We start from the raw sequence: 20159 nt of genomic DNA on the forward strand, positions 1-20159 counted from the left end.
GTCGGCGGACAAACAAACAAACGGAAATAACGAAAGACAAAATACCATGGCAAAAAAAGTTGCTAAAAAAGCCCCCACCAAAAAAGCTTCCGTAAAATCGGCAAGTTCCAAAAACAAAAAATATACATACCTGTTCGGAAGCAAAACCGACGGCGACGCAAAAATGCGCAACCTCCTCGGCGGCAAGGGCGCAAACCTCGCCGAAATGGCGAGAATAGGACTGCCCGTCCCCCCCGGATTCACAATCACGACGGAAGTCTGCACGCACTTTTACGACAACGGCAAAAAATATCCCGCGTCGCTCGAAGCGCAGGTAAAGGCGGGCGTGCAGTCGGTAGAAAGGCAGATGGGCAAAATCTTCGGCGACGAAAAAGATCCCCTGCTCTTCTCCGTCCGCTCCGGCGCGAGGGAATCCATGCCCGGCATGATGGACACAATCCTCAACCTCGGTCTCAACGACAAAACCGTTGAGGGGCTTTCCGCAAAGACAAACAACCCCCGCTTTGCGTGGGACTGCTACCGCAGGTTCGTCCAAATGTACGGCGATGTCGTGATGGGCGTTCAGGCGCGGAACGAAGCCGAAACCGAGCCTTTCCACAAAGTGATGGAAACGCTGAAAGCGGAAGTCGGCGCAAAGCTCGACACAGACCTCGACGTCGCCGCGCTCAAAGAGCTTGTCAAACGCTACAAAGCCCTGATTAGGGAACGCGCGGGCAAGAGCTTCCCGCAGGACGTATACGACCAGCTTTGGGGCGCAATCGGCGCGGTGTTCGGCTCGTGGATGAACGAACGCGCAATCATCTACCGCCAAAAATACAACATTCCCGCAAGCTGGGGCACGGCGGTAAACGTGCAGACAATGGTCTTCGGCAACAAGGGCGAAACGAGCGCGACGGGCGTCGCCTTCACGCGCGACCCCGCAAACGGCGAAAACGAATTCTACGGCGAATACCTCATCAACGCGCAGGGCGAGGACGTCGTGGCGGGCGTACGCACCCCGCACAAAATTTCCGAACTCTCGAAGGAAATGCCCAAGGCATTCAAGGAGCTGCTGGCTATCCGCAAGAAGCTCGAATCGCACTTCAAGGACATGCAGGACTTCGAATTTACAATCGAGGAAAACAAACTCTACATGCTCCAAACCCGCAACGGCAAACGCACGGGGCTTGCGGCGGTGAGAATCGCGGTGGAAATGAACAAGGAACGCTTCATGGACGAAAAAACCGCCCTGATGAAAATCCCCGCAGACTCGATTTCAAGCCTGCTCGTTCCCGTGTTCGACCCCGCGTCGGTCAAAAAGGCGAAAGTCGTCGCAAAGGGGCTGCCCGCAGGGCCTGGGGCGGCGTCGGGCGAAGTCGTGTTCACGGCGGCGCAGGCGGAGCTCGTGGCGGCGCGCGGACGCAAATCGGTTCTCTGCCGCGAGGAAACGTCTCCCGAAGACCTGCGCGGAATGATTGCCGCCGAGGGCATTCTTACATCGCGCGGCGGCGTAAGCTCGCACGCGGCGCTCGTCGCCCGCCAGATGGGCAAAGTCTGCATTTGCGGCGCAAGCGACGTCTCGATGGACTACGAAAAACGCCTCATGTCGATAGGCGACATCGTAATCAAGGAGGGCGACTACATCTCGATTGACGGCACCACGGGCGAAATTTTCCTCGGCGAAATCGACAACGCCCCGAGCGAAGTAATCCGCGTGCTTTCGGGCAAAATGAAGCCCGCCAAGAGCTACACTTACAGGCTGTTCGACACCGTCATGAAGTGGGCGGACAAATACCGCAAACTCGGCGTCCGCACAAACGCCGACACCCCCGAACAGGCGAAGCGCGCGGTGCAACTCGGCGCGGAGGGAATCGGGCTTTGCCGCACAGAGCACATGTTCTTCGAGGGCGACAGAATCGACGCCGTGCGCGAAATGATTCTCGCGACCGACAAAACCGAACGAGAAAAGGCGCTCAAAAAACTCCTGCCCTACCAGCGCAAAGACTTCGAGGGCATATTCAAGGCGATGGACGGGCTGCCCGTTACCGTCAGACTCCTCGACCCCCCTCTGCACGAATTCCTGCCGCACGAAAGCGCGGCTCGCAACGCGCTCGCGGAAAAAATGAACCTTCCGCCCGAAATCCTCGTCGAACGCTGCAAGGCTCTTGAAGAGCAGAACCCGATGCTCGGACACAGAGGCTGCCGACTCGGCAACTGCTTCCCCGAAATCACGGAAATGCAGGCTCGCGCGATTTTCGAAGCGGCGGCTTCGCTGCTGAAAAAAGGCAAAAAAGTTAAAGTAGAAATCATGGTTCCGCTCGTCGGATTCGTGAAAGAGCTGAAATTCCAGGCGGAGACAATCGCAAAGACATGCGCGGCTGTCGAAAAGGAAAAGAAAGTCAAAATAGACTACATGCTCGGCACAATGATTGAAGTTCCGCGCGGGGCGTTGACTGCGGACGAAATCGCGGAAGTGGCGCAATTCTTCTCGTTCGGCACAAACGACCTCACCCAAACGGGGCTTGGCATGAGCCGCGACGACGCAGGCAGCTTCCTCGGACGCTATAAGGAACTGGACATTCTGCCGAAAAACCCGTTCGCGTCAATCGACGTCGACGGCGTGGGACAGCTTGTGAGAATCGGCGCGGAAAAGGGACGCTCTGCGCGCAAAGACCTGAAACTTGGCGTGTGCGGCGAACACGGAGGCGACCCCGATTCAATCAACTTCTTCAACGACGTCGGCTTGAACTACGTCAGTTGCTCGCCGCCGCGAGTGCCCGTAGCCCGACTCGCCGCGGCGCAGGCGGCTCTCAAAACCGCCGCCGCCAAGAAGGCGAAAAAATAATTCCCAAAAACACAAACGCGGGGCAAACAACCCCGCGTTTTTTTATTTCATTTTCCCCTCAAATGCGTGGACTTTGAAAGCATAAAAAACATAAGCAACACCCCCGCAACACGCGAAGCCGTCGCACGCGAACGCCGAAATTACCGAAACAAGAAGCCCGCAACTCGTGAAGAATTGCGGGCTTTGAAATGGTGCCAGAGAGTGGATTCGGACCACCGACCAAAGGCTTATGAGTCCTCTGCTCTACCACTGAGCTACTCTGGCGATTTTTAAAGCCTTGTAATGTACGAATCCGCGCGGGTAAGTCAAGACATATTTCCTCTTTTTTCTTAAAAAATTTTTGCGGATTCTCTCGCAAAGCGCACAAGTCGATTCTGCGCCCAAACGTCGTCGGCTTTCGGCGGTCGGCGCGTTTTGCGCATGCGCCGTTTTGCGGAATTCTCAGAGCAAACTCAAATCGGCGAACGACGCGATTTCTATTCCGCGACAAAAGGCGGAGACAAAAAAAACCTTTCGGGGAAATTCCGAAAGGTTTTTGAAAGATTAAAACGGCGTTATTCGGAAACAACGACCGACACCTTGCGGTGCGCACCGTCCCACTTTACGATACCGTCTTTGAGCGCGAACAGCGTGTAGTCTTTGCCTATGCCGACGTTTTCGCCGGGGTGAACCTTAGTGCCGCACTGGCGCATGATGATGTTGCCCGCCAAAACAAATTCGTCGCCGAATTTCTTTACGCCGAGACGCTGCGCGTGCGAATCGCGTCCGTTTTTCGCGCTACCCTGACCTTTTTTATGTGCCATAAATTAGTGCCCTTTCTTATGCTTTTACGGATTCGACCTTAACCACCGAAAGCTCCTGACGGTGACCCTGCTTGCGCTGGTAACCCTTTCTGCGCTTTTTCTTGATGATTACAACCTTTTTGCCGCGCTTGTTTTCGAGGATTTTTACGGAAACGCTCGCGCCGTCGATGTAAGGCGAACCGAACTTGACGCCATCGCCTTCGCCGGCCATGAGAACTTCCTTGATTTCTACTGTGTCGCCCGCTTTGGAATTAACGAAACGGTTGACAAAAAGTATGTCTCCTTCGCTGACGGTGACCTGTTTTCCCTGTATTTTGATTGTCGCTTTCATTGTCTTATTAAAATATCAAATGGTTGAAATTAAATGGTCTATCCTCTCGCGGGGCAAGACTTTTTTGACCACTTTTCCCTTTTTGAATAAATAAAGAAGTTATCAAAGTACCCCCTCTTTAAAAAAAATCAAGCTTCTTTTTTGACAAATGCAGGCTGGCAGCCTGCACGGCGTCGGAGCCGCGGACGCAAGGTGCGCCTCCCTACGGAGCTTCGGCAGGCTGCAGCCTGCACGGCGTCGGAGCTTCGCTCCTTTCGGTGGTTATGCGCGGCAAGTATACTTGCCGCTTTTCTCAGTTAGTTCGTATTGGCTTCGCCAATTACTGGCATTGAAAAATCTTTTTGCTTTGCGAGAAACAAATTAAAATAGACGCGCTTCGCGCGAAAAAAAAAGCGGAAACCCGCAAACATGGATTCTCCGCTTACCAATCAACTCCACTTTTATCCCAACGCACTCTAAAAATCTTCGTGCGCCAGCACTGTAATTTTAGGGGCGTCAAAATGCCCCTATAAGAGTGGCTTTCCTGTATGCGCAGGGCGCGTGGCGTACGCGGCTATCCCTACGCTACGGTAGCTGGCGAAACGCCCCACCCAACTTTTATCCCAAAACAACCTAAAAAACTTCGTGCGCAAGCACTCACTATTTAGGCGCGTTAGAGTGCCGTTCAGACGGTGGCTTTCCCGCGATTGCGGGGTGCGTGGCGTACTTGGCGTACGCGAGCAGTCCGCAAGTGCGGGGAAACGCCGTATCAACGGTGCTATAACGCGCCTACTCGAAGGCGGCAATTCCAGTGGGCGCATTCGATTTTATGCGGATTACGCTGAATACCGTGCCGTTTTCCGTTACGATTTTTTCGGACACAACCGAGCCGTCCTCCGACGGCAATACCGATTTTGCGATTTTTTCGTCGTGCGCCGGCATGGTGTCGACCGCAAGCTTCATCAGAGCTGCGCAGACAATCATCAGCGCCGCAACCGCCGACCATTCCAGCGCCGCGCGGACGCGGGAAGTTTTCTTTGCGGCGAAAAACGGCGAGCTTACGCCGTCGAGCGGAGCAAAAACCGCCTTTTTGCCGTAGATGGAGCACATTGCGGCATGGAGACGGCAGGACTTGTGGAAAATGTCCGCCATGCGGGGGTCGTCGCGGACGCATTTTGCGAGCAGTTCGATTTCGGCGGGAGTCGCCTCACCGTCGAGATACGACGAAACGAGTTCGTCGAATCTACCCCGCGAAATTTTCATTACTTTAATTTTTCAAGTTCCTCGCGCAGATACTCGCGGGCTCTCGACAGGCGGCTCTTGACCGTGCCGACGCTCAGCCCCAGTCTGGACGCGATTTCCTCGTAGCTCAAATCCTCGGCATTGCGCAGTTTGAGAACCTCTCCGTATTTTTGAGGAAGGGCGTCAATCGCCTTGGGAAGAAGCTCGGAAAACTCGGTGAAAGCGGCGGTTTCGGCGGGGTTCTGTTCTTCGCCCTCGATGAGGTCGCAAACAGTCATGTCGCCGTCGTCGCCGACGGGAGTGTCGAGCGAAATCGACTCGCCGCGTTTGCGCCGCCACCAGTACCAGTGCTTGTTGTGGGCGAGATTTGTGGCGATATGGTAGAGCCAAGTGGAAATGGAGCAGTCTCCCCTGAAATTGCCTATGCTTTTGCGGGCGCGGATAAATGTGTCCTGCGCGACCTCCTCGGCGTCCTGCCGATTGTCGAGCAGACTGTTGGCGCGGTTGTAGATTTTATCCCAGTGGGAGTTGACCAACTCTCCGAACGCAACGTCGTCTCCGCCCTTCAAACGTTCGAGGAGGTTGTCGGAACAAGTAGATTCGGTTGTTTTTGCCATAGATGCTGAATAGTCTTTGTATATTATAGACGCGCAGACGGCGGAAACGTTTCAAAAAAACTTGAATTTTCGCAACGAGCCGCGCGCGAAACGCGCCGTTATCGGGATAATCGTACTTTCCCGCGCGGACTCAACTTTTTTTTTCGAAAAAAAACTCCGACCGACCGACAAGCCGAAACGCGCCGAAAAACGCCAAAAAATGGTTGCCAAAAGGGAGACATCAATTAAGAATACGATAAAAGAATATATGTTTGGATTTGGACTACACAAAAAAAACCGCCGCAAACTCGCGCTGATAGACTGCGCGGACGCGTCGGTAAGCGAAACATCGCACTTCCCCGCCACGCTCGGAGGCTCCAACGACCCGCTGAAAACGGGCTTTCCCTTCCCGTTTCTCGAAGTCTCCGAAACGAAGGGCGGAAAACTTCTGCTCACGCCGACCGACCCCACCGCCGACGTGAAAATCAACGGCACCAAAATCTCCGAACCCGTGGAGCTTTCGGGAGCTGCTACAATGCAGCTCGGCGAGCGCCTCTTCTACCTTTCCGACGACCCCAAAACCATCGAAAAGGCGCGGAACATGGACGTCTCGAAATGGCTTGTCTTCTACGCCGAAACGGGGCGGATAGAAGACGAAGTGCCGTTCGCGCGGCTGAAACAGTCGGTGCTCGGACGCGGGCTTAGCGGCGCGGGAATAGCAATCTGCCCGAAGGGCTTTGAGCTTGGCTTCATGTTCTCTTCGGTGTTCGGCGACGGCTCGGATTCCGACGCGACAGTGCCGATTCTCTCGGAAAATTCGGAGGCAATAACGTGCCCGCTCTGCTGGCTGAAATTCGACGTCGGCGACGCCATGAGCATAGCGGTTCACGAGAGCCTGCGCGGAGATCCCGTGCTTGGGCAGGACGAAATGCTGCGCTTTCTGCCGACATCTTTCACGGAGGACGGCGTGGCAATCGACCCCGCGGGAATGCCCGCCCCCGACGTCGCATGCCCGCACTGCCGCAGAAAGCTTCCGCCGAACTACCTTGAACTCGACCGCCGCATATTCTCGATAGTGGGCGCGCCGAGCGCGGGGAAGTCGTACTACCTGAGCGCGCTAATAAGCATGCTGCAAGGCTCGCTCTACAAAAATTTCGGCATTGTGCTCAAAGACCTCGACCCGTCGGGAAACATGCTGCTTACGCAAATGAAAAACAGCCTGTTTTCGGCAAAACGCCCCGAAGACGCGATTCTCGCAAAAACCGCGCTCGAAGGGAAGATGTACGAACGCTACCCGCGCTTCGGAAAAATAGTCGCGCTGCCCAAACCCATGACGTACTCGCTCTCGCGCGACGGCGCGGAGGGAACTTCGATAATTTTCTACGACAACGCGGGCGAACACTTCGAACCGGGGCTTGACATAGAGGAGTCGCCTGGGGCAATGCACGTGGCAAGCTCGTCGGGAATATTCTTCCTTTTCGACCCCGCCGCAAACCGCAACTTCAAGGCGGCTCTCGGCGACTATCCCGACCCGCAGCTTTCAATCGACGGACGGCTCGACCAGCAGGACACCATTTTGTCGGAAATGGAAATCCGCATAAAAAGAATACTCGCGATTGAGCCTCTGAAAAAAATAGACACGCCGCTTGCGATTCTCATCGGCAAGTGCGACATGTGGAAACACCTGCTGAAAACGCCGCTCGCGGAGCCGATTTCCGACGGGAGGCTCGACCTCGCCGCGGTTGACTCCAACAGCGGAATTTTGCGCGACTTCCTCGCGGAAATAGACCCCACGATTCCAGCAAGCGCGGAGTCGATTTCAAGCAACATAAGGTATTTCGCCGTAAGCGCGCTGGGGCACTCGCCGCAAATGCTTCTCGACGGCGAATGCGCGGGGAAAATCGCGCCGATTCCCTCGAAAATCAAGCCGATAGACGCGGAAATTCCCGCAATCTGGCTGCTGTCGCAATCGACAAAACTCATTCCGACAAAATAGCGAAATGGCATACCAACTCATTTACACAAGCGCGCCGGCGTCGCTCACACTGGGCAGAACGGGTTTTTCGACCGTCGCCCGCACGCGCGACATGCCCGAAAAACTCGCCGCCGCCGTCGAAAGGTGCGGAGTCTACGAAATAGGCTCCGGCGAAGTGTTCTCGCACAAAACCCTGCAATACGGCGGACAGACATGGCATATCCTCACGCGCATGCGCGACGCGGGGACGGACTACACAAACAGAAACAACTACGTCGCCCACCACATCGCGATTCCGCAAAGCGACATCGGCGGACTCGCAAATCCCGCCGAAATTCTGGCGCAGTGGAGCGGCTGGGTGTCGAAATGGAGCGGCGACCCGCGCTACGTCGGCGAAGTTTTCGGGCTTGAAAACATCAAGGCTAAAAACTCCCTGCCCGCAAAAAACTGGGAAAAATATTTCGGCAACCCCGCAAAGGCCGCGCTGCTTTCGAACTGCCCCGCGCAGATTTCGGCGTCGCCCGACGACGCGCGGACGCTGCTCGACCTCTTCTCCGAAAGCCTGCTGCTCAACGCCAACCCCGCCGACGCGTGGGACATCACGTTCACGACGTCGATGGCGTCGGGGGAAAACCCGAACGCGTTTCTCTGGAAGACCGACACGTCGGGAAACGCCGCGGCGATAAACCTTTCCGCAAAAACCGCGCCCGCCGCGCCCGACAATCGCGCCGCGAAATACGCGCTCACGGGCGAAAAAAACAACCGCGAACGCTACAATCTGAAAGTCGGCGCGCCGAAGGCGGTAGTCCGCTACGATGTGGTGGAAACGCAAAAGGGCGGCTCGAAAAACGCGCCAATCTACGGAATTTCGGCGGCGATAACGATTGGGGCAATCGCGGCGGCGGCGTTTGCGCTCATGCCCGAACGCGAAAAAACGCGCAGTTCCGACACAGAACAGCGCGAACTTCCCGTGCTTGCAAGCGCAGCCGAAACGCCGACAGGCGCGGAGGAAGAACCCGCAAAAAAGTCGCTCGCCCAGACGGCGGGGGAAGTGAGGGAAAAAATCGCCTCCGACGACTTTGCGGGGGCTTTGGAAATCTGGAAAAATTCGGGCTACTCCGAAAAAAACCCGTCGCTTGAACGCGACATTTTGGAGGACATCGGAACGCGGGCGGACTCCCTCATGCGCCGCGCCGAAAACCTGCTGACCGTCGGAACTCCGCAGACCCGCGCCGACGCCGCAAAACTGCTCGCCGCCGCGCGGCTTGCCCTCGACATTCCCGACATTCCCAAGCGCGAAACGCGCGAAACAAAATGGAAGGCTTTGAAACAAAAATGACGCCGCAACTTCTGACAGTAAAAATTCAGGCAATTCTCGGCGGGCGGTCGAACGCCTCCGACATGCAAAAACGCTCCGTCGCAACCGAATACTACAAGCTGTGCGCCCAGACGGAATCGCAGCTGGAACACTGCGTCGCGCTAATCAAGGCGGGGCGCGACTACACCGCATTGCAGGTCGCCGAATCGTCCGACCTGCTCGACACGCTCAACGCCCTGCTCTTCCCCGAAATCGAACAGTGGCGGGCGTTCTGCGACGGCGCAAACCTGCCCGTTCCGCCGCCGTTCGACGACGCGCAAATAGAGCTTGTGAACTCGCTGTACTCGCGCGGAATTTCGCAAAACCACCCTCTCTACCGCGACTTCCGCAGGGCGATGCGCATGCGCAGATACGAGGACGCGCTCGCGGTAATCAAAACGATTTCAAAAATCAACGCCTACGATGCCGAGGCGCGGCGCGAGTGCGAAAAGCTGTCCAGACGCGTCGCGTCGGCAAAGCTCGCGCAGCTCGAACGCGCGGTCGCGTCGGACGACTTCGCCGAAGCGTCTAAAATACGCGACGCCCTCGCGCCCGAAGCGGCCACGCTCTCCGACAACAAAATCTGGCGCAACGCCGAACTCTACCTGCGCTCCCACACGGAGGAAGCCGAGCGCAAACGCTGCGCCGAAATCGTCGCCGAGCTTGAAAAACTCGACGTCGAGCGCGACTTCGCCGCCGCCGCCGACCTCGTGAACGAATTCAACCTCCTGCGCGGCGACGCCGACTTCGACGGAACGGAATTCGTCGAAAGAATCTCCGCCGAAACCGCGAAAAAGCAGGACGCCGCGATTGCCGCCGCAAAGGCTGCGCGGGCGGCAAACCTCGCGCGGGCGGAGCTTGAAAAGCCCGACAAATCGGAAAAACGCGCCGAAAGACTCGCGCGGCTGACAGCCCTAAAAGCGGAGGCGGCGGACGCGCTCGACGCGGAGGCGGCTAAGAGGCTCTCCTCCGAAATCTCGAAGCTCCGCGCGGCGGCAGCGCTCGCAAAACTCGCCCTCGCGGCGGCTGTTTGCGCGGGAATAGCGGCAGTCGGCGCGGGCGCGTATTTCGCGTGGAGCTACGAAACCGCGCGGCAAAACGAAATCGCCGCCGAAAACGAAATCGCGGAAATGGAGAATCTGCGCGAGCCGTCGCACCTGCCGAAAAAAATCGCGGAGTTCGAAAGAAAATACCCGTCGAAAAAATACGCCGAAAGGCTCGCGGCATTGGCGGACTCCGCGAAAATCGCGGCAAACAGACTCGCGCGGGTAAAGGAGGCCGTGCGATCGCTCGAAAAGTTCGACCCAAAAACCGCAAAACCCGCCGACTTCGAAAAGGCGAAAAATCTGGTCGAGGAACTGCGCCTCGAAGCGGCGTCGCTCTCGCCCGTCGAGCAGTCGGTATACCGCGGAATAATCGACTCCTCGGGCAAAAGGATTTCAGCCGCAGCCGAGGAACGCAGGGCGAAAAACGCCGCCGACCTCAGGAAATACCTTGCCCAATACGAAGCCGTCGCCGAAGAGTACGAAAACTTCGCGCGGGCAAAGGCGGACATCGACCGCGACGCCGACGCCGTTCTGGAAAAGCTCCGCCCGCTCGTGGGCGAAGTGTCGGCAACGTTCAGACCGCACAGACTCGATTCCGAAAAATTCGACGAAATTTCGGTGAGGGTAGCCGACGCGAAAAACGCCTACGCGAAGTTCGACAAGCTCCGCTCCGCCCTGCTTACGTCGCAGAGCGCGGCGGAATACGCGGCGTCGCTCGAAAGCCTTGCGGAATCGGGCGCGGCGCCCGCGGAATTTTCGCGCAAGCTCTCGAAAATCGCGGAGGTAAAGGACGCCATTCTGCGCGGGCAAACGGCGGAATTCGGAACGCCCGAAGCCGCCGCGCGGCTCGACTCGGCGGGAATCGCCGCAAAGGCGTCCCTGCCCGAAAACGAAATGCTCACAAACCTCTACAAATACTCGCGCGAGGGCAGGCTCGACGTGTACACGCTCGGGAAAATCTCGGAGAAAACCTCGAAGTGGCGCGGCGGCTCTGAGGTCGTGCAGGAGGTGCGAGAAGTGGGCGCGGGCGGGAAAATACTGACAGCCCCCTACCGCAAGCACTTCATCGACGGGCGCGCCCCGCGCGGCGTTCTGCTTGTAGGCGGCGCGAAAACGGCGGAGTCAATGCTCGCCGAAAAGGCGGCGCAAACGGCGTCAAAGCAGTCGCTGCTATCCGCGCTCTCGCTTGTGGGCAACGCGCGGACTAACCCTATTTTCCGCGCCTATCTGGAAAAGCTGATTTTCGCAAAGCTCGCGGAAAACCCCGTGGAAACGCTGCTTGAATACTCGCCGAAAGCCAGGACGCGAATGGCGGCATTGGAACGCTACGCAAAGCCGCTCGAAGCGCATTCGTGGATTTTCGAGTCGAACTCGAAAACGCGGCTCGTGGGAAGCGAGCTCTACGGCTCGCCCGCGCCCGACTATTTCGACGACGCGCGGACGCATGTCAACGCGCTGAAAATCGCGCTCGAAAACCCGCTCGAACTCGTCGGCGTGTGCGACGAAAACGGGAAGCCCTCGATATTCAGGGAGGCGGCGGGCGCGGTGTGGTCGGTGGACGCAAAGACTGGGAAATTCGGGAAGCTCGGCAGGGGAAAGCCCGCGCCGCTTGCGCCGATTTTCCGCGAGCGCAAATCGGCGGCGGAAATCATGCGAGAAGCCTCGCAAAAAGGCGCGGGCGAAAACAACGGCTAATTCCGAATGAAAAAATTTTTTCTCAGTTGGAAGGGAGCAGAAAGCGGCCCGTACTCGGCGGAGGAAATCGCCGATATGCTCGAACGCGGAAAAATCGGGCTTCTGCATCTTGTACGGACGGAATCCACACAGTGGCGGCCGCTGAAAGACGCGAACCTGCAAACCGATTTCGACGCCCCGCAAAGCGCGTCGAAAACCGACATTCTTGCGCCGATAGTCTACGCGGCGGCGGGGCTTGCGTTCCTGTCGCCGTGGGTGCTTGCGGCGTCGGGCGCGATGTCGGTGTTCTTGTGGATTTCGGGCGACAGGAAATCGGCGGCGTTTTCGTTCGCTCTGGCGGCGTTGATTGCGTGCGCGGGACTGGCGTTTTTCGGCATCGTATACCCTGCGGTGGCGGAGTGATTTTCCCGCGTAAAAAGGTTGCGAAATCCGCGCCGCTGTGGTTTCGTTATATATGTGGACGATAATAAGAAAATCCTGTTCGTAGTGAACAAAACGAAAACTTCGGCGGAGGAAATCGCCGAAAAGCTTTCGAAACTCGCACTCGCAAACGGAATGTCGTGCGAAATCTGCGCCGACTTCCCCGTGCCCGAAAGCGCGTTCAAAGACAAGGACATCTGCTGCGTCATCGGCGGCGACGGCACAATACTCTCGTGCGTGCCCGCAATCGCAAAGTACGACCTCCCCGTCTTCGGCATAAACCTCGGCAAGCTCGGATTTTTGGCGACGTACACCGACGAAATTTCCGAGGCGGAATTCCTTTCGCTCGTGCGCGGGGAACGCCGCGTGCTCGAACGCGCATTGCTCGAAGTAGTCTACAACGGCAGAAGATACCTTGCGCTCAACGACCTCGTTTTCAAGGACGTCAGGCTCGACGGAATCTCGAAGTTCGCGATTTTCGCAGACAAGGAGTTCATCGCAACCTATGCGGGCGACGGTCTGATTTTTTCGACGCCCACGGGTTCGACCGCATACAACCTTTCGGCGGGCGGCCCGATTATCCACCCCAAGGGAAGGGTTTTCGCGATGACGCCCATCTGCCCCCACACGCTCTCGAACAGAAGCCTCATCTACGACTACGGCGCGCAGATAAAAATCGAATGCGTAAGCGGCGAAAGCGCGCTAATCGCCGACGGCAAAAAAGTGGCAACCCTCACGCAGGGCTCGTCGGTGGAAATCAGCATGCCGTCGAACACGATACGCTTCGTGCGCCTGCGCGGGCACTCGCATTTCGCGATTTTAAGAAGCAAGCTCGGCTGGGCGGAAGACCCCCGAAAGTACGAAAGATGAACAGGGACGCAACCGACACTGCTAAACGCAAACGCACGGCGATACGCCTTGCGTTTGCGGCGGCGTTCGCGCTCGAAGCCGCATGGCTTTTCTTTGCGGACTTCGGGTCGGACATTCCGTGCTTTGCGTCGCAAATCTCGGCGGGAATAGACGCGCTAATCGCCGCCGCGCTCGCGGCGGGCTTCCGCCCGTCGAACTTCGCGGTTTTCAAAACGTTCGCGTTCGCGGGATTTTTCGCGTACGCGTGGTACTCGCTGGGAACTTCGCCCGAATGCGCGGCGGCGGCGGCAGTCTCGGCGGCATTGGGGCTTGCGGTCTACACAATTTTATAAAGGAGAGACAAAATGGAATCGGCGCAAAAGAAAGTCGGAATCTTCGAAAAAATCAAACGCTACGCCACGAAAACGATATGGGAAAAGGACATATCGGCAATGGGAGTCAAGGGGAAGGCGGTCGCGTTTCTGCGCGTGCTTATCTCGACGGTCGGCGGAATTTTCGGAAAGCGCGTGCTCGTGCAGGCGTCGTCGCTTTCGTACGCGACGCTGCTTGCAATAGGCCCGATGCTCGCGATAGTGATTATGTTCGCGGGAATGTTTTTCAGGGAAAACAAAAACGCCGTCTACGAAAAAATCATGGACGCCGCGACATTCGTAATGCCCGCGTTCAACCAAATACAGCAAAACGCCGACGGGCAAAGCTCCGGAATCAACCCCGAAATAATCGGCTTTATCGACAACATCTCGAAGGCGGGCGCAAAGGCGGGGGCAATCGGCATGCTCGCAATGCTCGCAACCTGCCTGCTGCTTTGCGTCAACGCCGAAAACGCGTTCAACTTCATCTGGGGAATAAAAAAGGGGCGCAAGTGGATTAACAGAATCGTGTTCTACTTCTCCATGATTTTCTTCGGGTCGGTGGGAATGATTTTCGGAATGACATTCTTCACGACGTCGCAAATGCCGAAATTTCTTGGCGACCTCCCCTTCGTGGCGCAATACCTCACGGGATACGCGTCGTGGATTACATACATTCTGGGGCTTGGAATCATCACCTGCGTGCTGGCGGCGTTCTACAAATTCATTCCGCCGACGCGCGTGAAATGGAAGCCCGCGTTCGTGGGAGCAATCGTGATAATGTGCCTGCTTGTGCTCAACAACAAAGGCTCGTTCCTCTACATAAGCTACATCGCAAAACAGCAGAGCTTCTACGGATATTTGGCGATTGTCGCCGTGGCGATGTTCAGCCTCTACATTTTCTGGACGATGATTCTCGTCGGCTGCCTGATTACATACTCGGTGCAGTACGTCGATTTCCTCTCCGACGACGACGCATGGAACAAAATGGGAGACAGGGCGAAAAAAATCTGCGCGCTTGCGGCGTTCGTGGAAATAGAGAGGTCGTTCTACGCGGGCGCGGCGCACTCGCCGACGATAGAGACGCTGCTGGGCGCGCTTAAAATGCCGAAGTCGGCGGTGATTGCAAGCGTAGACTGGCTCGCGGAAAAAGAGCTGGTCTGCGAGGCGGGCGAAGTCAACGACTCCGACAACATCTACTTCAAACCGGCCGTAGACCCCGAACATATCACCGTCGCGCAGTTCTTCGCAAAGCTCGGCAAAAACGACGGCGACGACGACATCATAGCCCACATCTGCGCGAGAGAAAACCCCGTGTGCTCGGTGCTGAAATCCTACGAGGGCTTCTCGGCGGGCGACGGCTCGAAAAACCTCAAACAAATAATTTTGTAATGGACATCTTCCAATTCAGAAACGAATACCTCAAAGGCGGGCTGGAACGCTCCGACCTCGACGACAACCCGTTCAAACAGTTCGAAAAGTGGTTCAACCACGCCGTCGAGTGCAAGGTCAAAGAGCCTAACGCAATGGCGGTCTCGACCGTGGACGAAAACGGCGCGCCGACTTCGCGCGTGGTTCTGCTGAAATCGTGGGACGAAAAGGGATTCGTATTCTACACCAACTACCACAGCAAAAAGGCGGCGGACTTGGAGAAAAACCCCCGCGTCTGCGCCCTCTTCGTCTGGCTCGACCTTGAACGCCAGCTGAGAATCAACGGACGCGCGGAGAAAGTCTCCACGGCGGAATCGCTGCGCTACTTCCTGTCGCGCCCGTTCGGGAGCAGACTGGGCGCGTGGGTGTCGCACCAGAGCAGCATAATAACGTCGCGCTCGCTGCTCGAAATGCAGTTCGACAAAATGAAGCGCAAATTCGCAGACGGGAAAATTCCCCTGCCCGACTTCTGGGGCGGATTCAGAATCGTCCCCGAATATTTCGAGTTTTGGCAGGGGCGCGAAAACCGCCTGCACGACAGGTTCGCATACCAAAAGAACGGCGAAAACTGGGATATCTCGCGCCTCGCGCCGTAGCCGCGCCGCAAAAAATATTCCCGCAGACGCCATAATATTGCTTGTAAAAAAGGCGCGGGCACTCTATAATATGCGGGTTTTTTTATAAAAGTCATTTCCCCAAAAAAAGGAACACATATGAAACGGTTTGAAAACAAGGTAGTGCTCGTAACGGGCGCAAGCAAAAACACGGGAGTGGGAATTGCCGCACTCTTCATCAGGGAGGGCGCAAAAGTCTGCATCTGCGGCTCGTCGGAAAAGAGCACCGCGCACGGCGGACAGCTTCTCAGAGACATGGGCTACGACGGCTTCGTCGAAATCCCCTGCGATATTTCCGACCTCAAACAGGTAGAGCACATGTTCGCCGTTATCCGCGAAAAATTCGGCAGGCTCGATATCCTCGTAAACAACGCCTGCAACCAGGGCATCGGCGCGCCGTTCGAGGAAATGGAGCCCGACTTCTTCCTGACGGTCATCAAGACAAACATGCTGGGCACCTTCCAAGTGTCGCAACAGGCGGTCAAGATTATGATGCAGCAGGAAAGCAGGGGCGTAATCGTAAACCTCGGCTCGAACGTCTCGATGAGGGCAATCCGCAACCGCACGGCGTACGTTGCAAGCAAGGGCGGAGTGGACGCGCTCACGCGCTCGATGGCGGTAGACCTCGGCCCGAAGGGAATCCGCGTAAACGAAGTCGCCCCCGGCTACATCTACACCGACCGCTGGGACAAGCTCGACGAAAGCGTAATGAAACGCCGCCGCCTCAACACGCCCATCGGCAAAGAGGCTACTGCCGACGACATCGCGCAGGCTGTCGCGTTTCTCGCCTCCGACGCCTCGAAGAACATCGCGGGCGAAAGACTCGTGGTTGACGCGGGTTGCAGCGCGCAGCACATGCCAATCGACGTCGACTGCTAACTTTTGCAAAAAACGAAACGGCACGGAATCTTCCCGCGCCGTTTTTTAGTTTTCGGGAAACGCCGTAAAAGAACAGACAGAAACAGAAAATAGGAGAAACCATGAAAAACAAGTTGCCGATATTTTTGACCGCCGCCGCGCTTTTGTGCGCATGCGCGTCGGCAGAAAAGACGCCCGAAGTCAAAAAGCCCGTGCTTGCGGCGGATATTCTCGACCCCGACGAATACGTTTTGGACGAAAGGTTCAGCGACGAATTCGAGTCGGACAAGCTCGACTCCGAAAAATGGTTCGATTTCTACCCGACGTGGACGGGGCGCGAAGGGGTCTTCCACTTCTCGCGCAACAACGTATCCGTCGAAGACGGCAAGCTTGCGCTTACGGCGAAAATTCCCGACGAGTCGGAAGTGCCGCCCGAAATGAAAGCGGAGGGCAAACAGGGCTACTCGACGGCGGAGGTGCGAAGCAAAACGCGCGTGCTCTACGGCTACTTCGAGCTGAAATTCAAGACGATGAACGCGACAGTCTGCAACGCGTTCTGGCTCAACGACCCCGTTGACCCGCCGAAAAAATACAAACCCGGGGACAAGACTGAGGAAATCGACATTTTCGAAATCTTCGGAAAAAACACCGACCCGAAATATAAAGTGGCGGGACACTACTTCATGACGACGCACGTCGCCGACACGCCCTATGTGGAGTCGAAAGTGTGGCTCGGCAGAAAGGTTAGCGGCGAAAAGCCCGTCGTGCCCGAAAAATTCGCCGAGGGCTACAACGTTGCGGGGCTTCTTTGGACGCCCGAAAAACTCGTGTGGACGCTCAACGGCAGGGTAATGCGCGAGATGAAAAACGAGAATTTCCACCGCCCGCTCTATTTGAACATAGACTGCGAAATCATGAAGTACTGGGGGGGATTCCCATCGCCCGACGACCTCCCCGCAAAATTCAAAATAGAGTACGTCCGCGTCTGGCGGAAAAAGCCCGATTCTAAAAAATAGGCTCGCATTTTCGCGAAAAATCGGGAGACTTTAAATTTCACAATCGCGCTCGGATGGCGAAATAGGTAGACGCATCGGCTTTAGGCGCCGGTGTCCGAAAGGACGTAGGAGTTCGAGTCTCCTTCCGAGCATTTTCCGCTTTTTGCGCGACACTTTTCCGTCGGGATACTGTCGAATTGTTTGTGGGAAAATTAAGAAAAATACTCGCCCTGATTTTTGCGTCGCTGAGCGCGTTCTTCGCGGTTGTCGCGCTCAAAAATTCAGGGAGAGAGAGCGGCAGGCAGTGCTGCGAACCGCTCTGCGCCTACGAATGGGGCGCGGACGCGGAGGCTGCGGCGCGGCGGGCGGGCAGGCTCGTGTTTTTGAGGTCGGAGAACGCGCCAAAACCGCAGAGCGAAACCGCCGATTTGCTGAAAGAACGCTACGTCTGCGCCGAAATTTCGCGCGACAAATTCCCAGCCGACTTCGCAATTTTGGACAACCTTCTCCAATCGGCGACAAACCGCAAACTTTCGTTCGAAGCGGGAATTTTCTCGCCGAACCTCGCGCCGATTTACATTTCGGCGAAAGCGTCCACAGCCGACGGCAGGCTGTCGCCGAACTTCGAAAACGCGCTCTCTGCGGCGGCGGCGAAATTCGAAAACAACCCCGAACGCCTGAAATCGGGCGCAAGGGCGGCGGCGCGGATTGCCGACGCACCGAGCGACTTCGCCCTGCCGCGCGACGTTGTGGGCGTGCGCGGCTCGCTCGGCTTCATCGACGCCGAAAGCGCAAGGCTTTTCATATTCTTCAACAACCCGCGCACGCTCGGCGCGGACGCGGCGGTAATTTCGGAAAACGCGCGGCTTGCGTCGAGAATCTGCGGCGCGGATTTCAGACAGCTCGGCGCGAGGACGGCGTCGGTCGCGGCGGTCGAAATGCTGTGTACGCGCCTCGCCTCGAAGAACGCCGACATGTGCTCGAAGCTCCTGTTCCTGCGGGCGTTGGGAGAGTCGGAACTTGCCGCAAAAAACGGAAAGCTCGGCGCGTTTTTCGTCCACTGCGCAAATGGAATGCCCGCCGCAAAACGCGTACGCGACGCCGCGCTTTCCGTGCCCGTGCTGCTGCGCGCCTACGAGCTTTCGGGCAAAAGCGAATTTCTGAAACGCGCCGAAGACACCGCCGCAAAGCTCGCCGCCGCCCTGCCGCCGCGCGGGCTAATGCCCGCGGTCTTCGGCGAAAAGTCGGAGGCGTCTGCGCTGGAATACGTGCTGTGCGCGCGCGCGTTTTTCGAGATGTCCAAGCTCGACAAGAAGTGGGACGGCGCAATGCGCTCCGCCCTCGACGGGCTTGACAGGCACTTCATGACCGACCTCGGCGTGTGGTCGGTAAACGCGAAAAATTCGGCGTTCGCCAAGATGTCGCGTACCATTTTCACGCGCGACGCAAGCCTGCCGTCGTATGTGGGAGAGGCGGCGCAGCTCCTCGCCGAGACGGGCGACACAGAGTCTCCCGCGGCGCGTAAGCTTCAAAAGCTCGCGCTTTCCGCGGCGGCGTCCGCGCCGCTTACAAGCAACCAGTGGGCTTCGCTGAAACTCTCGCTCCTGCCGTCGTTCGACGCGCGGAAGCGGAATTTTGCGGCGGCGCAATAGCTCAGGAAAGCATTTTCACCCTGCGCTCGTTGCGCGGAATGGAAACCGAAACGACAGTCCCCACGCCGACCTTGCTCGAAATGTCGATGTGCCCGCCGTGGGCGCGGACGATTGAATTTATAATCATCATGCCCAAGCCGTGCCCGTTCGGCTTTGTCGTGAAATAGGGCTGGAAGATTTTGGAAAGCTCGTCTCCGCTCATGCCGCAGCCGCTGTCGGCAAACGAAATTTTCACGAAATCGTCGTCGCTCGAAGCGTCAATGCGCACAGAGCCGCCCTGCTCCATCGACTCCATCGCGTTTTTGAGAATGTTGAAGTAGAGCTGCTTCAGCAGGTTTTCGTCGGCGCATACGGCAGGCAGGGCGTTTTCGGAATTTATATCGACGGAAACGCCGCGGTTGACGAATTCCTCGTTCAAAATTTTCAGCGTTTCGGCGAGCGGCTTGATTGGGTCGCATTCCGCCATATTCGGGCGCATCGGGCGGAGGGCTTTGAGGAAGTTTTCTATGATTCCGTCGAGCCGCGCAACTTCCGAAGCGCAGATTTCGACAGATTCGGAAATGTTGCCGAGGGCATCGGGCGCGATTTTGTCGGAGAGCTTTGCGAGCCTGCGCTTTATCAGCTGCAAGTGGATATTTATCGAGTTTAGCGGGTTGCCAAGCTCGTGCGCGACGCCCGACGCCAAATGCAGAACCGAGGCTATTTTTTCGCTTTCAATGCGCTCCTCGGTAGAGCGTCTGTCCTGCGTGATGTCGTTTAGAATCAGCGCGTAGGTGTCGAACTCTCCGCCGAAATTGAAGGGAATAATCTGGGCGTTGAGCACGCGCGTTTCGGGATACGAAATTTCGAATTCGCGCAGAACGGTTTTGTCGCCCCGCGCGACCTCCTCGACGGACTCCTCCATTCCCGGGAGGAGCTTGAAGACCGACGGGCGCGTTTCGCCGAGACCGAGAATGTTCTCCGCAAAGCTGTTGGCAAACTGGATTTCGCCGTTGGCGTCGACAACGATTATCGCCGAGCGGATTGCGTTGAAGACGGTCTCAATCCGCGTGAGGTCGCGCGCAAGGCGCTTGTTCTTGCGGATTAGTTTGCCGAGTGTTTCCTTGTCGGCGGCGTCCATG

17 protein-coding genes and 2 tRNA genes are annotated in these 20159 nt (G+C 57.0%); 13 read left to right on the forward strand and 6 right to left on the reverse strand.

Annotated elements, in window-relative coordinates:
- Positions 1-46: 46 nt before the first annotated feature.
- Entirely contained in the window at positions 47-2824 is a 2778-nt protein-coding gene (gene ppdK, locus P3B99_002295; protein WYJ07957.1) for a pyruvate, phosphate dikinase, read from the forward strand.
- 189 nt (positions 2825-3013) lie between these two features.
- Here ppdK and P3B99_002300 read toward each other — a convergent pair.
- From P3B99_002300 to P3B99_002320, 5 genes are all read right to left on the reverse strand, one after another.
- A tRNA-Met gene (locus P3B99_002300) sits at positions 3014-3088 on the reverse strand.
- Positions 3089-3378: 290 nt separating this feature from the next.
- Entirely contained in the window at positions 3379-3627 is a 249-nt protein-coding gene (rpmA, locus tag P3B99_002305) for a 50S ribosomal protein L27 (protein WYJ07958.1), read from the reverse strand.
- Positions 3628-3643: 16 nt separating this feature from the next.
- Positions 3644-3958: a 50S ribosomal protein L21 gene (gene rplU, locus P3B99_002310; protein ID WYJ07959.1), complete on the reverse strand. Its 315-nt coding sequence runs from the start codon at positions 3956-3958 to the stop codon at positions 3644-3646.
- Between the two features lie 768 nt (positions 3959-4726).
- Positions 4727-5200, reverse strand: coding sequence for a hypothetical protein (locus P3B99_002315; GenBank protein ID WYJ07960.1), 474 nt, complete (start codon positions 5198-5200; stop codon positions 4727-4729).
- On the reverse strand, positions 5200-5796 hold the full coding sequence (locus P3B99_002320) for a sigma-70 family RNA polymerase sigma factor (protein ID WYJ07961.1): 597 nt from the start codon (positions 5794-5796) through the stop codon (positions 5200-5202). The genes P3B99_002315 and P3B99_002320 overlap by 1 nt, the downstream gene beginning before the upstream one ends.
- Positions 5797-6043: 247 nt before the next feature.
- Here P3B99_002320 and P3B99_002325 point away from each other — a divergent pair, with 247 nt between their 5' ends.
- The 12 genes from P3B99_002325 to P3B99_002380 all read left to right on the forward strand — a co-directional run bounded on the left by P3B99_002325 (position 6044) and on the right by P3B99_002380 (position 19038).
- Complete coding sequence (locus P3B99_002325) at positions 6044-7771, forward strand: hypothetical protein (protein ID WYJ07962.1); 1728 nt, start codon at positions 6044-6046, stop codon at positions 7769-7771.
- 4 nt (positions 7772-7775) lie between these two features.
- Positions 7776-9089 (forward strand): hypothetical protein, encoded by a 1314-nt coding sequence (locus tag P3B99_002330; protein ID WYJ07963.1) that lies wholly within the window; start codon positions 7776-7778, stop codon positions 9087-9089.
- Positions 9065-11848: a hypothetical protein gene (locus tag P3B99_002335; protein ID WYJ07964.1), complete on the forward strand. Its 2784-nt coding sequence runs from the start codon at positions 9065-9067 to the stop codon at positions 11846-11848. The genes P3B99_002330 and P3B99_002335 overlap by 25 nt, the downstream gene beginning before the upstream one ends.
- A 6-nt stretch (positions 11849-11854) precedes the next feature.
- Positions 11855-12250, forward strand: a complete 396-nt coding sequence (locus tag P3B99_002340) for a hypothetical protein (protein ID WYJ07965.1) — start codon at positions 11855-11857, stop codon at positions 12248-12250.
- A 54-nt stretch (positions 12251-12304) separates the two neighbouring features.
- Positions 12305-13138, forward strand: coding sequence for an NAD(+)/NADH kinase (locus tag P3B99_002345; protein ID WYJ07966.1), 834 nt, complete (start codon positions 12305-12307; stop codon positions 13136-13138).
- Entirely contained in the window at positions 13135-13470 is a 336-nt protein-coding gene (locus P3B99_002350) for a hypothetical protein (GenBank protein ID WYJ07967.1), read from the forward strand. Before P3B99_002345 ends, P3B99_002350 begins: the two co-directional genes overlap by 4 nt.
- A 12-nt stretch (positions 13471-13482) precedes the next feature.
- Positions 13483-14880 (forward strand): YihY/virulence factor BrkB family protein, encoded by a 1398-nt coding sequence (locus P3B99_002355; GenBank protein ID WYJ07968.1) that lies wholly within the window; start codon positions 13483-13485, stop codon positions 14878-14880.
- Positions 14880-15515, forward strand: a complete 636-nt coding sequence (gene pdxH, locus P3B99_002360; protein WYJ07969.1) for a pyridoxamine 5'-phosphate oxidase — start codon at positions 14880-14882, stop codon at positions 15513-15515. Before P3B99_002355 ends, pdxH begins: the two co-directional genes overlap by 1 nt.
- 117 nt (positions 15516-15632) lie before the next feature.
- Positions 15633-16412: an SDR family oxidoreductase gene (locus P3B99_002365; GenBank protein WYJ07970.1), complete on the forward strand. Its 780-nt coding sequence runs from the start codon at positions 15633-15635 to the stop codon at positions 16410-16412.
- Between the two features lie 101 nt (positions 16413-16513).
- A complete protein-coding gene (locus tag P3B99_002370; protein ID WYJ07971.1) occupies positions 16514-17407 on the forward strand; it encodes a family 16 glycosylhydrolase in 894 nt (297 codons plus the stop codon).
- A 47-nt stretch (positions 17408-17454) separates the two neighbouring features.
- Positions 17455-17538 (forward strand) — tRNA-Leu (locus tag P3B99_002375).
- 51 nt (positions 17539-17589) lie between these two features.
- A complete protein-coding gene (locus tag P3B99_002380; GenBank protein WYJ07972.1) occupies positions 17590-19038 on the forward strand; it encodes a hypothetical protein in 1449 nt (482 codons plus the stop codon).
- Between the two features lies 1 nt (position 19039).
- Here the strand turns inward: P3B99_002380 and P3B99_002385 are convergent, their stop codons facing one another.
- A complete protein-coding gene (locus P3B99_002385) occupies positions 19040-20158 on the reverse strand; it encodes an ATP-binding protein (protein ID WYJ07973.1) in 1119 nt (372 codons plus the stop codon).
- Position 20159 lies beyond the last annotated feature (1 nt).

This window comes from Opitutia bacterium KCR 482 (assembly GCA_029269845.2).
GTDB lineage: Bacteria > Verrucomicrobiota > Verrucomicrobiia > Opitutales > Intestinicryptomonadaceae > Merdousia.

What these genes read in the sequence shown, in the direction of transcription:
- ppdK (WYJ07957.1), top strand. Translation starts at nt 47, where the DNA reads ATGGCAAAAAAAGTTGCTAAAAAAGCCCCCACCAAAAAAGCTTCCGTA.
- rpmA (WYJ07958.1), bottom strand. Translation starts at nt 3,627, where the DNA reads ATGGCACATAAAAAAGGTCAGGGTAGCGCGAAAAACGGACGCGATTCG.
- rplU (WYJ07959.1), bottom strand. Translation starts at nt 3,958, where the DNA reads ATGAAAGCGACAATCAAAATACAGGGAAAACAGGTCACCGTCAGCGAA.
- P3B99_002315 (WYJ07960.1), bottom strand. Translation starts at nt 5,200, where the DNA reads ATGAAAATTTCGCGGGGTAGATTCGACGAACTCGTTTCGTCGTATCTC.
- P3B99_002320 (WYJ07961.1), bottom strand. Translation starts at nt 5,796, where the DNA reads ATGGCAAAAACAACCGAATCTACTTGTTCCGACAACCTCCTCGAACGT.
- P3B99_002325 (WYJ07962.1), top strand. Translation starts at nt 6,044, where the DNA reads ATGTTTGGATTTGGACTACACAAAAAAAACCGCCGCAAACTCGCGCTG.
- P3B99_002330 (WYJ07963.1), top strand. Translation starts at nt 7,776, where the DNA reads ATGGCATACCAACTCATTTACACAAGCGCGCCGGCGTCGCTCACACTG.
- P3B99_002335 (WYJ07964.1), top strand. Translation starts at nt 9,065, where the DNA reads ATGGAAGGCTTTGAAACAAAAATGACGCCGCAACTTCTGACAGTAAAA.
- P3B99_002340 (WYJ07965.1), top strand. Translation starts at nt 11,855, where the DNA reads ATGAAAAAATTTTTTCTCAGTTGGAAGGGAGCAGAAAGCGGCCCGTAC.
- P3B99_002350 (WYJ07967.1), top strand. Translation starts at nt 13,135, where the DNA reads ATGAACAGGGACGCAACCGACACTGCTAAACGCAAACGCACGGCGATA.
- P3B99_002355 (WYJ07968.1), top strand. Translation starts at nt 13,483, where the DNA reads ATGGAATCGGCGCAAAAGAAAGTCGGAATCTTCGAAAAAATCAAACGC.
- pdxH (WYJ07969.1), top strand. Translation starts at nt 14,880, where the DNA reads ATGGACATCTTCCAATTCAGAAACGAATACCTCAAAGGCGGGCTGGAA.
- P3B99_002365 (WYJ07970.1), top strand. Translation starts at nt 15,633, where the DNA reads ATGAAACGGTTTGAAAACAAGGTAGTGCTCGTAACGGGCGCAAGCAAA.
- P3B99_002370 (WYJ07971.1), top strand. Translation starts at nt 16,514, where the DNA reads ATGAAAAACAAGTTGCCGATATTTTTGACCGCCGCCGCGCTTTTGTGC.
- P3B99_002385 (WYJ07973.1), bottom strand. Translation starts at nt 20,158, where the DNA reads ATGGACGCCGCCGACAAGGAAACACTCGGCAAACTAATCCGCAAGAAC.